General features: G+C 69.2%; 12 protein-coding genes. 5 read left to right on the top strand and 7 right to left on the bottom strand.

Going from position 1 to position 13,501, the window contains the following annotated elements:
- The first annotated feature begins 497 nt into the window (after positions 1 to 497).
- Positions 498 to 965 (top strand): hypothetical protein, encoded by a 468-nt coding sequence (locus C4N9_RS19690; RefSeq protein ID WP_109535054.1) that lies wholly within the window; start codon positions 498 to 500, stop codon positions 963 to 965.
- Between the two features lie 71 nt (positions 966 to 1,036).
- Here the strand turns inward: C4N9_RS19690 and preA are convergent, their stop codons facing one another.
- From preA to C4N9_RS19715, 5 genes are all read right to left on the bottom strand, one after another.
- Positions 1,037 to 2,341 carry an NAD-dependent dihydropyrimidine dehydrogenase subunit PreA gene (preA, locus tag C4N9_RS19695; RefSeq protein WP_109535055.1) on the bottom strand — a complete coding sequence of 435 codons (1,305 nt, stop codon included), beginning with the start codon at positions 2,339 to 2,341 and terminating at the stop codon, positions 1,037 to 1,039.
- A 3-nt stretch (positions 2,342 to 2,344) separates the two neighbouring features.
- Positions 2,345 to 2,839, bottom strand: a complete 495-nt coding sequence (locus C4N9_RS19700; protein WP_109535056.1) for a GFA family protein — start codon at positions 2,837 to 2,839, stop codon at positions 2,345 to 2,347.
- The gene (locus C4N9_RS19705) at positions 2,836 to 4,143 is read right to left on the bottom strand and encodes an NAD(P)-dependent oxidoreductase (RefSeq protein WP_370206136.1); all 1,308 of its coding nucleotides are present in this window, start codon (positions 4,141 to 4,143) and stop codon (positions 2,836 to 2,838) included. Before C4N9_RS19705 ends, C4N9_RS19700 begins: the two co-directional genes overlap by 4 nt.
- A 260-nt stretch (positions 4,144 to 4,403) precedes the next feature.
- Positions 4,404 to 5,540, bottom strand: coding sequence for a 3-dehydroquinate synthase (gene aroB / locus C4N9_RS19710; RefSeq protein ID WP_109535058.1), 1,137 nt, complete (start codon positions 5,538 to 5,540; stop codon positions 4,404 to 4,406).
- 10 nt (positions 5,541 to 5,550) lie between these two features.
- The gene (locus C4N9_RS19715; RefSeq protein ID WP_109535059.1) at positions 5,551 to 6,126 is read right to left on the bottom strand and encodes a shikimate kinase; all 576 of its coding nucleotides are present in this window, start codon (positions 6,124 to 6,126) and stop codon (positions 5,551 to 5,553) included.
- Positions 6,127 to 6,324: 198 nt separating this feature from the next.
- Between C4N9_RS19715 and C4N9_RS22010 the strand changes: the two genes are divergently transcribed.
- From C4N9_RS22010 to C4N9_RS19725, 3 genes are read left to right on the top strand one after another with little or no spacing between them, the layout of a single operon-like run.
- The gene (locus C4N9_RS22010; RefSeq protein WP_168192297.1) at positions 6,325 to 6,489 is read left to right on the top strand and encodes a hypothetical protein; all 165 of its coding nucleotides are present in this window, start codon (positions 6,325 to 6,327) and stop codon (positions 6,487 to 6,489) included.
- Positions 6,490 to 6,495: 6 nt separating this feature from the next.
- The gene (locus C4N9_RS19720; protein WP_109535060.1) at positions 6,496 to 8,319 is read left to right on the top strand and encodes a hypothetical protein; all 1,824 of its coding nucleotides are present in this window, start codon (positions 6,496 to 6,498) and stop codon (positions 8,317 to 8,319) included.
- Positions 8,319 to 9,284 (top strand): site-specific tyrosine recombinase XerD, encoded by a 966-nt coding sequence (locus tag C4N9_RS19725; RefSeq protein WP_109535061.1) that lies wholly within the window; start codon positions 8,319 to 8,321, stop codon positions 9,282 to 9,284. Before C4N9_RS19720 ends, C4N9_RS19725 begins: the two co-directional genes overlap by 1 nt.
- 89 nt (positions 9,285 to 9,373) lie before the next feature.
- On the opposite strand, the gene C4N9_RS19730 is transcribed toward C4N9_RS19725, so the two are convergent.
- Positions 9,374 to 11,038: a chloride channel protein gene (locus C4N9_RS19730; protein ID WP_109535062.1), complete on the bottom strand. Its 1,665-nt coding sequence runs from the start codon at positions 11,036 to 11,038 to the stop codon at positions 9,374 to 9,376.
- 169 nt (positions 11,039 to 11,207) lie between these two features.
- Here C4N9_RS19730 and C4N9_RS19735 point away from each other — a divergent pair, with 169 nt between their 5' ends.
- Positions 11,208 to 12,584, top strand: a complete 1,377-nt coding sequence (locus C4N9_RS19735) for an FAD-binding oxidoreductase (RefSeq protein ID WP_109535063.1) — start codon at positions 11,208 to 11,210, stop codon at positions 12,582 to 12,584.
- 173 nt (positions 12,585 to 12,757) lie between these two features.
- Here the strand turns inward: C4N9_RS19735 and C4N9_RS19740 are convergent, their stop codons facing one another.
- Positions 12,758 to 13,495, bottom strand: a complete 738-nt coding sequence (locus tag C4N9_RS19740) for a sulfotransferase (protein WP_109535064.1) — start codon at positions 13,493 to 13,495, stop codon at positions 12,758 to 12,760.
- Positions 13,496 to 13,501 lie beyond the last annotated feature (6 nt).

Below are 13,501 nucleotides of genomic sequence, written 5' to 3' on the forward strand. Positions count from 1 at the left end.
GCTGGTGCTGGTGCTGGTGCTGGTGCTGGTGCTGGTGCTGGTGCTGGTGCTGGTGCTGGTGCTGGTGCTGGTGCTGGGAGCATGTGCGCTGGGCGCAAGACAAGCCAAGTTTTGGCCCAGGCCCAGGCCCAGGCCCAGGCCGTAGGCGCCAAAACCGACGCCCTAAGCTCAAGGCCAAGTCCGCAAAGTTGGCGGGTTTCAAACCAGCGACTCCGCCGCATCCGAGCCGTCGTCGGACTTGGCCTGTGTCGGCGCAATCCTCAGAACTGCGCTCGGAACAGGCCCTGCCCCCCCCTTACCCGCGTGGCCGCAAGCGCTACCGGCGCCCGCGTGATCAGAAAACGGCTCGGGCCGCGCCTGCCGTCGCTCTGCTCCCCTGAAACCCGTGGGCGCGTGCTACCGGCCAGCGCCCCCAAAACCGCCCTTGCCCCCTCCCGGCCATTTCCGCACCGGCCCCGATACGCTAGGCTCCCGCGGGGTAACGACAGGAGCCTTCGATGGCACAACGCCCCTTTCCACGCCGCGTGGGGATCGGTCTTGGCGTCGTATTCCTGATCGCACTGACCGCGCTGGCGATTGCCGGCCCCGGGCTGTGGCGCGGCACGGCCCTGCGCGGCGCGGACTTCACCCCGGAGGCATGGCACGCGGCGTGGCTCTGCAGCGGGCTGGAGCCGGAGAGTTGCGCGCAGCGGCGCGGAGAATGCCGGCGCGGCGTGATGCTGGAAAGCCTGCTCACCGGCCCGCTGGCGCAGCCGGGGCTCAACCGCGAAAGCGTGGCCACGCTTCTGGGCGCGCCCAACGGACAGGCCACGATCAACGAAGGCGGGCGGCTGCGACACTGCGATATCTGGCGGCTCGGTGCCTGCAGCGGGATCGGCGACGGTATCGACGCGCTTCACGTCTGTTTCGGCCCCGATGGCACGTTGTCCAGCGCCGGCCATATCCGCCTCATGCAGGAAACCTGACCCCCAAAAAAACCGGCGCACCACGCAGGGCGCGCCGGTCGGGAGGGGACTCGTCCCGCGCGTTCAGGCGGTCACTCGGCCGCGCGGGCCATCGGGTTGTTGGGATGCGTCGTCCAGTCGCCTTTCTCGGCGGGGACGGTCTGGCCGGTGCGCTCGTCCAGAGCCCCCGGGGCGACGCGCTTCATGGTGATGCAATCCTCGACCGGGCAGACATTGACGCACAGGTTGCAGGCGACGCATTCGCTGTCATCGACCTCGAACACCCGACCCTCTTTCATCAGGATCGCCTGATGCGACGTGTCTTCGCAGGCCGCATAGCAGCGCCCGCAGGAAATGCACTTGTCCTGATCGATCACCGCCTTGGTGACGTAGTTGAGGTTCAGATACTGCCAGTCGGTGACATTGGGCACCGCGCGACCGGTGATCTGGTCGACCGAGGTAAAACCCTTCTTGTCCATCCACAGCGACAGGCCCGCCGTCATCTCCTTGATGATGCCGAAACCATAGGTCATGGCCGCCGTGCAGACCTGCACATTGCCCGCGCCCAGGGTCAGGAATTCGGCCGCGTCGCGCCAGGTGCTGACCCCGCCAATGCCCGAGATGGGCAGGTCGGCGGTCTCGGGATCGCGCGCGATCTCGGCCACCATGTTCAGCGCGATGGGCTTCACCGCGGGACCACAATAGCCGCCATGCGTGCCCTTGCCGTCGATCGTGGGCGCGGGCGCGAAATCATCGAGATCGACCGAGGTGATCGAGTTGATCGTGTTGATAAGCGACACCGCGTCCGCCCCGCCGCGCTTTGCCGCCTGCGCGGGTTTGCGCACATCTGTGATGTTGGGCGTCAGCTTCACGATCACCGGCATGCGGGTATATTGCTTGCACCAACGGGTGATCTGCTCGATCAGGTCGGGATTCTGCCCCACCGCCGCGCCCATGCCCCGCTCGGACATGCCGTGCGGGCAGCCGCAATTCAGCTCGATCCCGTCCGCGCCGGTCTCTTCGACCAGGGGCAGGATCGCCTTCCACGCCTCTTCGACGCAAGGCACCATGATCGAGGCGATGAGCGCGCGGTCGGGATAGTCGCGCTTGACCATCTTCATCTCGCGCAGGTTCACCTCGAGCGGGCGGTCGGTGATCAGCTCGATATTGTTGAGCCCCAGAAGGCGGCGATCCGCGCCCCAGATCGCGCCATAGCGCGGCCCGTTCACGTTGACGACGGGCGGCCCCTCTTCGCCCAGCGTTTTCCACACGACGCCGCCCCATCCGGCCTCGAAGGCGCGGCGGACATTGTATTCCTTGTCGGTGGGCGGGGCCGAGGCCAGCCAGAACGGGTTGGGGGATTTGATACCGACGAAATTCGAAGTCAGGTCAGCCATTTCTCACTCCTCGGACGCGATCAGCGTCGCATATTCTTCCAGCAGCGGGCCGAAAGCCTCGGGCGGCGGGAAGTGTTCGAACTTGTGCCGGGCGGGGGTCTCCGCCCAGGGGAGTTTCTCGGAGGTGCAGGTTTCCATCAGGGGCACGAAGCCCGACGGGTCGTCAAGCATGGTCGGGCGCAGGTTCAGGAACTCCATGCCCGGGATGCGGGTAAAGACCCAAGCCAGGCATTCGGCGCAGTGGATATGCATGAGATCGGGCGATTTCATGCCGCCCTGCACCACCGCGCCCTGCAGCAGCGTGAACCCCGTTACCGGCACCATCAGTGTGGTGGAAAAGGCGCTGCCCGACATCTTCTGGCAGCCCCGGCAATGGCAGGCCGCGCTCGCGATCGGCTGTTCCGTGACGCGAAAGCGCAGCGCACCGCAGCGGCAGCCGCCATCGGCAGGCAGGGCCAGCGCCCGTGGAACGGGCCGGTCAGAGGCGCCCCCGGTCATGCCGTCAATGCCGCGTGGATATCCATCGCCGCATCGCGACCCTGCGCGACGCCGGTGACGGTCAGATCTTCGCCGCCCTGCGCGCAATCGCCACCCGCCCAGACACCAGCGACCGAGGTCCGGCCAGTGGCATCGGTGACGATCTTGCCGCGGTCGATATCGAGCGCGTCGGGCGCGCCTTCCAGCGTCTGGCCGATCGCCTTGAAGACCTGGTCGGCGCGCAGGGTAAAGGTCTCGCCGGTCTGTTCCAGCCCCTTGGGGCCCGATCTTGTATAGGCGAATTCGACCGCTTCGACCTTGCCATTGCCGATGATCTTCACAGGCATCGCGTTGGTCAGGATCGTCACGCCCTCGGTCGCGGCATGGTCGAGCTCGTATTCGGACGCGCCCATCGCGTCCCGGTCGCGGCGATAGACCATATGGACATGCTCGGCGCCCAGAAGACGCGACTGCACGGCGGCATCGACCGCCGTCATGCCGCCGCCGATCACCACGACATGGCGCCCGATGGGCAGGGCGGACTTGTCCTTGGCCTGACGCAGTTCGGCGATGAAATCGACGGCGTCGCGTACGCCCTCCAGATCCTCGCCCTCGGCCCGCAGGGCGTTGACCCCGGCAAGGCCCATGCCCAGGAAAACGGCGTCATACTCGGCTTTCAGACCGTCGAGCGTGATGTCGCGGCCCAGCGCGCTGCCGGTCTCGATGGTGATGCCGCCGATCCGCAACAGCCAGTCGACCTCGGCCTGCGCGATCCCGTTGGCGGCCTTGTAGGCAGCGATCCCGTATTCGTTGAGCCCGCCGGGCTTCGGCCGGGCCTCGTGGATCACCACGTCATGGCCCAGCATGGCGAGCCGGTGCGCACAGGCCAGACCGGCAGGACCGGCGCCAACGACCGCCACGCGCTTGCCACTGGGGGCGGCGCGGGTGAAGGGATGCTCGTTGGCTTCGAGAAGCCCGTCGGTCGCATAGCGCTGCAGGCGACCGATCTCGACCGGGTTGCCTTCGGCCTCGTTGCGCACGCAGACGCCTTCGCACAGCGTCTCGGTCGGGCAGACCCGCGCGCACATCGCGCCAAGGATGTTCTGCTGGAAGATCGTCCGCGCGGCGGCGTCGGGCATCCCCGCCTGGATCTGGCGGATGAAGAGCGGGATGTCGATCCCGGTCGGACAGGCGGTGATGCAGGGCGCATCGTGGCAGAAGTAACAGCGGTCGGCGGCGACGCGGGCTTCGTGATCGTCGAGGATCGGATGCAGATCGTCGAAATGCGCGGCAAGCGTCGCGTCGTCCAGACGCGCGGCTGCGATGCCGTCGGTCTGAGGGCTATGGGTCACGGGCTACCTCCGGGTTGGGTGGCGGGTTGGCTTGTGCTGTTCTTGTTATGCCGCCCAGAGTGCCACGGATCGAAATTTTATCAACGGGTAAAATTTTTCCGGGCGAGATGAGGCACGAGGCTGCCCAATCCTTGTGCAAGGCTGTAGGGTGCGTGGTTTCCACGCACGCTTTCAGAGCGAAGGGTCCGGGAATGGTGCGTGGAAACCACGCACCCTACAACCGCGCGCCCGGCCTATCCGGCCAGCGCCTCGTCCAGCAAGTCTGCCAGGGCCGCGCGCGGAACATCGGCGGTGACGAAGCTGTCACCGATCGCGCGGACGAGGATGAAACGCAGGCTGCCGTCCTGCACCTTCTTGTCCTGCCCCATCAGCGCGATCAGCCCGTCGCGCCCCGGCAGATCCCCCTCGATATCCGACAGTGTCCGCTTCATGCCCATCCGCGCCAGATGCTCGGCCACGCGTTCGGGCGCCTCCTGCGAACAGAGCCCCAGCCGCGCCGACAGGTCGAAGGCCAGCAGGCAGCCGATCGCCACCCCTTCGCCGTGCAAAAGCCGGTCGGAATAGCCGGTCGCGGCCTCCAGCGCATGGCCGAACGTGTGTCCCAGGTTCAGCAGCGCGCGGTCCCCCTGCTCGGTCTCGTCGCGCTCGACGATATCGGCCTTCATCCGCACCGAATGGCGTACCGCTTCCTGCCGGAGCGCCTTGTCCCCCGCCGCCATGGCGGGCGCGTTCGCGTCAAGCCAGTCGAAGAACGCCGCATCGCCCAGAAGCCCGTATTTCACCACCTCGCCGTAGCCCGCGAGGAAATCGCGCGCGGGCAGCGTATCGAGCGCATCGATATCGGCCAGGACCAGCGAGGGCTGGTGGAACGCGCCGATCAGGTTCTTGCCCAGGGGCGAATTGATCCCGGTCTTGCCGCCGACCGAGCTGTCGACCTGCGCCAAAAGCGAGGTCGGGATCTGCACGAAGCGGACGCCCCGCCGCAGGATGGACGCGGCAAAGCCCACGAGGTCGCCGATCACGCCGCCCCCCAGCGCCACCACGACATCGCCGCGCTCGACCTTCTGCGCGATCAGCCATTCGACCGCCTGCTCCAGATAGCGCCAGCTTTTCGTCGCCTCGCCCGCGGGCAGGATCAGCGCCTCCATCGCCACGCCGCCTTCGGCCAGCCCGGTGCGAAGCCCGTCGAGCTGCAGCTCGGCCACCGTCGCCTCGGTGATCACGCAGACCCGGTTGCGGCGCAGAAGCGGCGCGATCTCGGCCCCGGCCCGCGCGATCAGGCCACGCCCCACGCGCACCGTATAGGACCGCGCGCCCAGCGAGACGCGGACATCGTCGATTGCGGGGGCGGCGGTCGGATCGTGGCTCATGGGCCGGGCCTCATTGGTCGGGGGAAAGGGTGTCGTCGTGGGGATCGGTCCTCAGGACGTCCGGGCGGCGCGTCAGCGCCTCGATCACCTTCTCGGCGGTGGTTTCGATGGCAAAGCCCGCCTCGGTCGGGACGACGAGATCGGCCTCGGCATAGGCAGGTTCGCGGTCGGCCATCAGCGCCGCGAGGGTCTGGTACGGGTTGGCCGTACGCAGAAGCGGGCGGGTATCCTTGCGTTTCACGCGCTGCCAGAGCGTGTCGAGATCGGCCTTCAGCCAGACCGAGATCCCGGCCTGCGAGATGCGCCTGCGGGTCTCGGCGCGCAGAAAGGCGCCGCCGCCCACCGACAGCACGCTGGGCGTGCCATCGAGCAGCCGCGAGATGACCTGCGCTTCCTTGTCGCGAAAGAACGGCTCGCCGTCGCGCGCGAAGATCTCGGCGATCGAGGCATTCGCGGCGCGCTCGATCTCGGCATCCGAATCGACGAAGGGCACGCCCAGCATCTGCGCCAGCTCCTTGCCCACGGCCGACTTGCCGGCCCCCATCATGCCGACCATGACCACCGTTTTCTTCAGCCTCGGTTCCATAGCCAGGGCCCCTCGGGCCGTCCTCCACATCACAAGCCGGCGATTTTTCGCTATGGGGCCCTGAATGGCGTGAACTCACGCCAAGTTCCAGCTATAAATCGCCCGCAAGGCGCGAGATGAAAGACCGGCATTCAGCCGGCAGCGCGAAAACCCGTGCGACGCAAGGCGCGCGCACCTGTCAGACGAGGACCGAGCCCCATGCCCCGATACAACGATGGCCCCGGATTCTTTGGCTACCTGTTCCGGCTCATTGTGGTGCTGGTGCTGGTGGGCGGTGTGGGCTTCGTCGCCTTCGCCTATTTCGGCGATCTGGGCCGCACGCCCGAGCCGCGCAGCCTGCCCGTCGATCTGCAACTGGGTTAACCCGGCATGGATCCGCGCCCCCCGAAGGCCGAAGTGACGCCCCTCGCGCCCCGACATCTGCCGGGGCCTGTGTCCGGGCATGTCCTGGGCATTGCCACGCTGGCCGTCGCGCTGAGCGTTGCGGCCTGGGCGCAGGCCCAGACGGCCGCACCGGGTCAGGCTCAAGGTCAGGCGCAGGATCTGGCGCAGGCTCAGGCAGGCGCCGCCGCGCCGCTGAACCCTCTTTCGGCCATCGACTGGCTGCGCGACGACCTGCGCCGCCTGCCCGGCGCCTATCCGGTGACGCCCCCGTCGGGTGGCAGCGCCGGGTCGATCTCGGTGCGCGCGCTCGATGCGCTCAGACCCGAGGCGGTGGGCCTGTTCCCCGCCGCGCGGGTCGGTCTGCCCGAGACCATCTGGGGCCCGACCCCAGCCTCGCAACTGGCCGACCTTATCGCCGCGCTCCCCGCCGACATGCTGCCTGCCTTGCGCGACATGTCCTACCGGCTCTTGCTGGCTGAATTCGCGGCCCCCCTGCCCGACGCCCAGACCACGCGCGCCCCCCACCCCGGCAACGCGCGGACCGCGCCGGTACGGCTGAACGCGAGCCAACCCGCCGAAGCCGCGCCCTCGGACGCCGAGCCCGCGGTCGAAACGGTCGCGGAGACCCCGGACGGCACCGCGCGGAACGCCGCGCCCGATTTCCTGCTCGCGCGGATCGACAAGCTGGTGGAATTCGGCGCGCTCGACCAGGCGGCGGCGCTGCTTGACCCCCTGGGCTCGGACGCGCCGGTGCTGCGACTCAGGCGGCTCGATATCGGGCTCCTTCTGGGCGACGAAGACCGGGTCTGCCGGACGATCCTGGCCCCGCCGCCGGTCGGCGACGCGGCGGCGGAGATCTTCTGCCGCGCGCGCGCCGGCGACTGGCAGGCCGCTGCCGAGCTGCACGAAGCGGCCCGCGCCGACGGGCGGCTCACGCCCTACATGGCAGACCTGCTCGACAAGTTCCTGCACGACGACCCCACCCTGCCCGGCGCGGCCACGATCCTGCCGCCGCCTCCCGGCACGCCCGACCCGCTCACATGGCGGGTGCTCGAGGCGGTGGGCGACGCGCAGCCCTCGCTGGGGATGCCGGTGGCCTATGCCCATGCGGATCTGCGCGGCACGCAAGGCTGGCGCGCGCAGATCGAAGCCGCCGAGCGGCTGACGCGCGCGGGCGCGATGGCGCCGAACCGGCTGCTGGGTCTTTACACCGAGCGCAGCGCCGCCGCCTCGGGCGGGATCTGGGAGCGCGTGCGCGAGGTTCAGCGCCTCGATGCCGCCCTGCGCGACGGCGACGGCGCGGCCGCGTCGGAGGCTCTGCTGGCCGCGTGGCCGCTCGTTCAGGCGGGCGAGCTGGAAGTGGCGATGGCGACACTCTTCGCCCAGCCGCTGCAACAGCTCGATCTGACGCCGCAGGCCGCGCGCCTGGCCTTCCGCGCTGGGCTGCTGTCCGAGAATTACGAAACCGTGGCGCTCGGTCTCGATCCTGAGCGTGCCACCGCCGAAGAGCGTTTCCTCGCCGCCATCGCGCGGGGCATGGACCCGGCCGAGAGCGGGCGGATGCCCGGCCAGCTCGCGGCCGCCGTGGCGCTGGCTTTCGGCCCCGAGCCCCCGGTATCCGAGGACATGGCCGACCGGCTGGCCGAAGGACGGCTGGGCGAGGTGATCCTGCGCATCCTCGCCGATCTTGGCGGCCCGGGCGATCCGCGCGTGCTGGCCAATGGTCTGGCCGCGCTGCGCGCGCTGGGGCTCGAAGACATCGCCCGGCGGACCGCGCTCGAAAGCCTGCTGCTCGAGCGCAACGGCTGATGCCTGCCCCCGCATCAGAGCCCGCGCCCGACCGGCCTGCGAGCAGCGCGCACCGCATTTCCGGCTTTCTCGACGCCATCGCCGCCGAGAACGGCGCCGCGCGCAACACGCTGCTCGCTTATGGCCGGGATCTGAGCCACGCCGCCGACTGGCTCGCCGACCGGGGCGAAAGCCTCGATACGGCCGGGCGCGACGTGATCGAGGACTACCTCGTCTCGCTCGATGCCGAAGGGCTGTCGCGCGCCACCCGGGCACGGCGGCTGTCATCGCTCAAGCAATATTTCCGCTTCGCCTATGACGAAGGGATCCGCGCCGACAACCCGGTCCTGAAGATCGACGGGCCGGGCCGCAGCCAGCGCCTGCCCGGCACGCTGTCCGAAGCCGAGGTCTCGCGCCTTCTGGACGCCGCGCGCGATCACGGCCCCGATGCCGCGACCCGCGCGCGCAATGCCTGCCTGTTCGAGCTGCTCTATGCCACCGGCCTGCGGGTGAGCGAGCTTGTCTCGCTGCCCGATGCCGCGCTTCGGGGCGCGCCCGAAATGCTGATGGTGCGCGGCAAGGGCGGCAAGGATCGGCTCGTGCCGCTCTCCGATCCCGCGCGCACCGCCGTGGCGATCTGGCTTGCCCATCGCGACGCCGCGCAGGACGCGGCCAGGGCCAAGGGCATCCCGCCCTCGCGCTTCCTGTTTCCCGCGCGCGGGGTCGAGGGGCATCTGAGCCGCGTGCGCTTTCACGCGCTGGTCAAGGAGATCGCCGCGCGCGCGGGCCTCGATCCGACCCGCGTAAGCCCGCACGTTCTGCGCCACGCCTTCGCCACGCATCTGCTCGCGGGGGGCGCCGATCTGCGGGTGATCCAGACGCTTCTGGGCCATGCCGATCTGGGCACGACCGAGATCTACACCCATGTCCTCGACGAACGTCTGCGCCAGTTGGTGATGGACCACCACCCGCTCGCCCGCGACTGAATCCCCCGGGGCAAGCGCGCGGCCCCGCCCCTTCACTTTGCCCCAAATACTCAGGAAACGCCCGCCACCCATGCGACCGGACCGGGCATTCAGGAATGCTCTTCCGCCGCTGTCGCCGCCAGCGCCTGGTTGAACGCCTTCAGCGCATCGACATGGCTCAGGCTGCCCACCACCTGCACGCGGCCCTCGGCATTGCGCTGGGTCACCGCCAGATGGGTGCAGCCCGAACGCTCGAACAGCCGCAAGGCCGGTTTCAACCGCGAATCGACCCCGATGGAGCGTCCTTCTTCCAAAAGCGCGGCCAAGACCGCCTCGTCAGGTGCGCCGCCCGCGCCGGGTTTGCGCATCGCCGTGCTGACCGGCACCAGTTGCAGCAGGTATTCCTGCGGTCCCTGCGCGATGCGCACGTCGCGCCGCGCCAGCTGCGTCAGGAAGAACGAACGTTTGACAAAGCGGCTGGCCAGTGCCGAGGCGGTCGAGACCGCCGCCATCACCGCGATGGCCGTCTGCCAGTCGCCGGTCAGCTCGAACACGATCAGCGTGGTCGAGACCGGCGCGCCCAGCACCGCCGCCGCCACCGCGCCCATTCCCGCCAGCGCATAGGTCGTGGCGCTGCCCGAATAGGCCGGGATCAGTCCCGTGGCGATCAGCCCGAAGGCCAGCCCGGTCAGCGACCCCACCACCAGCGCGGGCGAGAAGACGCCCCCGCCCATCCGACCGCCCAGCGTGATCGCCACCGCCAGCGTTTTCGCCAGCGCGATCAGGATCGCTTCGGTCAGGTCGATGCGCCCGGTCAGCGCCAGCGTCGTCACCTCGTAGCCGATGCCGATCACCTGCGGCGCAAAGATCGCCAGCGCGCCGACCATCGCGCCCGCCACCGCGGGTCTCAGCCAGCGCGGCGCATGGGTGCGGGCCTGAAGCGCGCTGGCCGCGTCCTCGGCCCAGAAGATCGACCGCATCAGCGCCACGGCGACCAGCCCGCAGACAAGCCCGAGGATCAGGTAGGCGGGGATTTCCCAGTAGAACGCCACCATGTTGCGCACCGGCAGGGTGAACTCGGCGACATCGCCGAAAGCCAGCCGGTTGACCAGCGTGCCCATGATGGACGCGATGGCGATGGGCGCGAAAGCGTGCAGCGCGTAGTGGCGCAGCACCACTTCCATCGCAAAGATCGCCCCGGCGATGGGCGCGTTGAACGAGGCCGAGACCGCCGCCGCCACCGCGCAGCCCAGAAGGTCGCGCCCGGTGATGCCATTGGCGCGGATCCGGTCCGCGACGCGGGTCGAGATGACGGCGGCAAGGTGCACGACCGGCCCCTCGCGCCCGGCCGAGCCGCCCGAACCCAGCGTGATCATCGAAGCCAGCGCCGAGGCAAGCCCTTCGCGGATCTCGACCCGCCCGCGCCCAAGCGCCGAGCCCTCGATGACATCGGCCACCGCGCGCACGCGGCCGTCGGGGGTGAAGCGGTGCAGGATCAGCCCGACGATCAGCCCGCCCGTGGCCGGAATCGCGATCAGCAGCCACCACGGCATCTCGGCGGCGCGCGCCAGCACCGCGTGGCCCTCGGCGCCGTAGAGCAGCCGCTCGAGCTGCCCGACGCCCAGCCGGAACAGCAAAGCGGCCAGACCGGCGGCGGTGCCGAGAAAGAAGGCGATGACCCAGAACTGCGCCTCGTCGGGGCCGTGATGGCGCAACCGGCGCCAGGCCAGGGCCGCGATACGGACGATTTTCAGGCGCGAGGGGTCTTGTTGCATGGCGTTTCCCTTACGGCGCAGGCAAGCGCAGAACAACCGGCTTTGCAAGGGCGCCCGAGGCGCGCGGGCGGGCGCGCCGGGGCCGCCTGGACTGCGCAGGTGCGGGGCTTGGTGTCTGGCATCTGCCCCGAGCGCGCGCTAGGGTCGCGCGCGAAGTGAGGAGGATTTTATGTCGACACATGAGGCAGCCCTTGACGCGCTGGCGGATCTGCTGGGCAAGCGGCTGAACCGCTCGCAATCGGACCGAGACCTGCATGGCCGCTCGGAGGGTCATTTCCAGGACATGCCGCCCGACGCGGTGGCCTATCCCGAAAGCACCGAAGAAGTGGCGCAGATCGTGCGGATCTGCCGCGCTTCGGGCACGCCGCTGATCGGCTGGGGCGCGGGCACGTCGCTGGAAGGCCACGCGCTGGCGCCGCGCGGCGGGGTCACGGTCGATTTCAGCCGCATGAACAAGGTGCTGGACGTCGCGCCCGAAGACATGGTCGTCTCGGTCCAGCCCGGCATCACGCGTGAAGAGCTGAACACCGAACTGCGCGCGACGGGGCTGTTTTTCCCCGTCGATCCGGGCGCGAATGCCTCGCTCGGCGGGATGGCCTCGACGCGGGCCTCGGGCACGACGGCGGTGCGCTACGGCACGATGAAGGCCAATGTGCTGGGGCTGGAAGTGGTGCTGCCCGACGGGCGGATCATCCGCACCGGCACGCGGGCGCCGAAATCGTCGACCGGCTACGATCTGACGGCCCTGTTCGTGGGATCGGAGGGCACGCTGGGGCTGATCACGGAGCTCACGCTGAAACTGCATGGCCAGCCCGAGGCCGTGCGCTCGGCCGTCTGCGCCTTCGAAACGATGGACGGCGCGGTCGATGCGGTGATCACGACGATCCAGTCGGGCATCCCGATGGCGCGGATCGAGTTCGTCGACGCGGTGGCGGCGGAATCCTTCAACCGCGCGGCGGGCACGGACTGGCCGGACGCACCGCATCTGATGCTGGAATTCCACGGGACCGAGGCGGGCGTGGCCGAGCAGCTGGAGCGGTTCCAGGAGATCGCGACCGAGTTCGGCGCGAAGGGGTTCCGCTGGGCCGAGAAGCCCGAAGAGCGCAACGCGCTCTGGGCGATGCGCCACAATGCCTATCCGGTGATGATGCGCGCCAATCCCGGCTGCGATCCGATCACCACGGATATCTGCGTGCCGATCTCGAAACTGGCGCAGGCGGTGGAAGAAACCGCGGCCGAAATCGAGGCCTCGGGCATTCCCGGTCCCATCGTCGGCCATGTCGGCGACGGGAACTTCCACGTCCTGCTGCTGCCGAAGCTGGGCGATGCAGGCCAGAAAGAGATCGCCATGCGACTGGCCGCGAACATGGCCGAGCGCGCGCTCCGGCTGGGGGGCACGGTCAGCGGCGAGCACGGGATCGGCATGGGCAAGACGAAATACATGCGCGCCGAGCATGGCGACGCCTGGGACGTGATGGGCGCGATCAAGGCGGCCATCGACCCCGAGGGGCTGATGAACCCGGGCAAGCTGCTGCCCGGAAACTGACGCCCGTCAGGTGAGGCGTCAGTGAGGGTGAAGGGGGCGGCGCGTCGGGGGCATCGAGCCCCCTCGCGCCGCGCCTGCCTTCGGCAGGACGGGGGGCGCTGCTCCCCGCTGCGCTCCCCCCGGGATATTTCCGGAACAAAGATGCAGGTCAGATCCGCTCGGGACCGGTCGGTTCAGGAGGCGGCCAGTTCGGGACCCAGCCAGTCGGCGCGGCCCGTCTCGCGGAAATAGCGCTCGATCGGGCCGGGACTGGCGAACCGGTCGAGGATTGTGTTCTGGCCCTGTTTCTTCAGGCTGCTGGTGAGCGGGCCCGAGACCGTCAGCCCGAGAAAGTCCTGCAGCCGGGTTTCGAAATCCCGGGCGAAAAGGCCGCGATAGGTCACGCGCAGCACCGGGTTGGGCAGGGTCGCGAGCCAGGCATCGAGCAGGAAATCCTCGTTCTCCATCCGGTTGCATTCGGAGGCCGCCCAGAAAGGGGCCGCGTCGATCTTCGGTGCCGCGCCGCCGCCCGCCGGGGCCGTCCACTGCCCGGTTTTCGCCACCTGCTGCATCGAGGCGAATTGCGCGAGCTTGTTCTCGCGCCGGACATGGATCAGGCGCAGCCCGGGCCGATCGGGGATGTAGCGCGCGAACAGCGCCGGGTGGTGCTGGAACAGCACCTTGGCGCCGATGCAGCGCGCCCCCCGCCGCAACAGCCCGCGCGGCGCCTTCAGGCGGGCATCGAGAAACCCCGCCGGATCCGCGTCGCGGGCGATCACCGCGTCGAGGCCCTGCGTCTTCTCGCCGTCGTCGTCGATCTGCCACGGATCGAACAGCTCACCCCGGCAATGCGCGTCGGGATGGGCGTTGATGAGCGTCTGCAGATAGGTCGTGCCGCTGCGGGGCTGGCCGAGGATGAGGAAGGGGTCCATCGCCGG

Source organism: Pararhodobacter marinus (genome assembly GCF_003122215.1).
Classification (GTDB): domain Bacteria; phylum Pseudomonadota; class Alphaproteobacteria; order Rhodobacterales; family Rhodobacteraceae; genus Pararhodobacter; species Pararhodobacter marinus.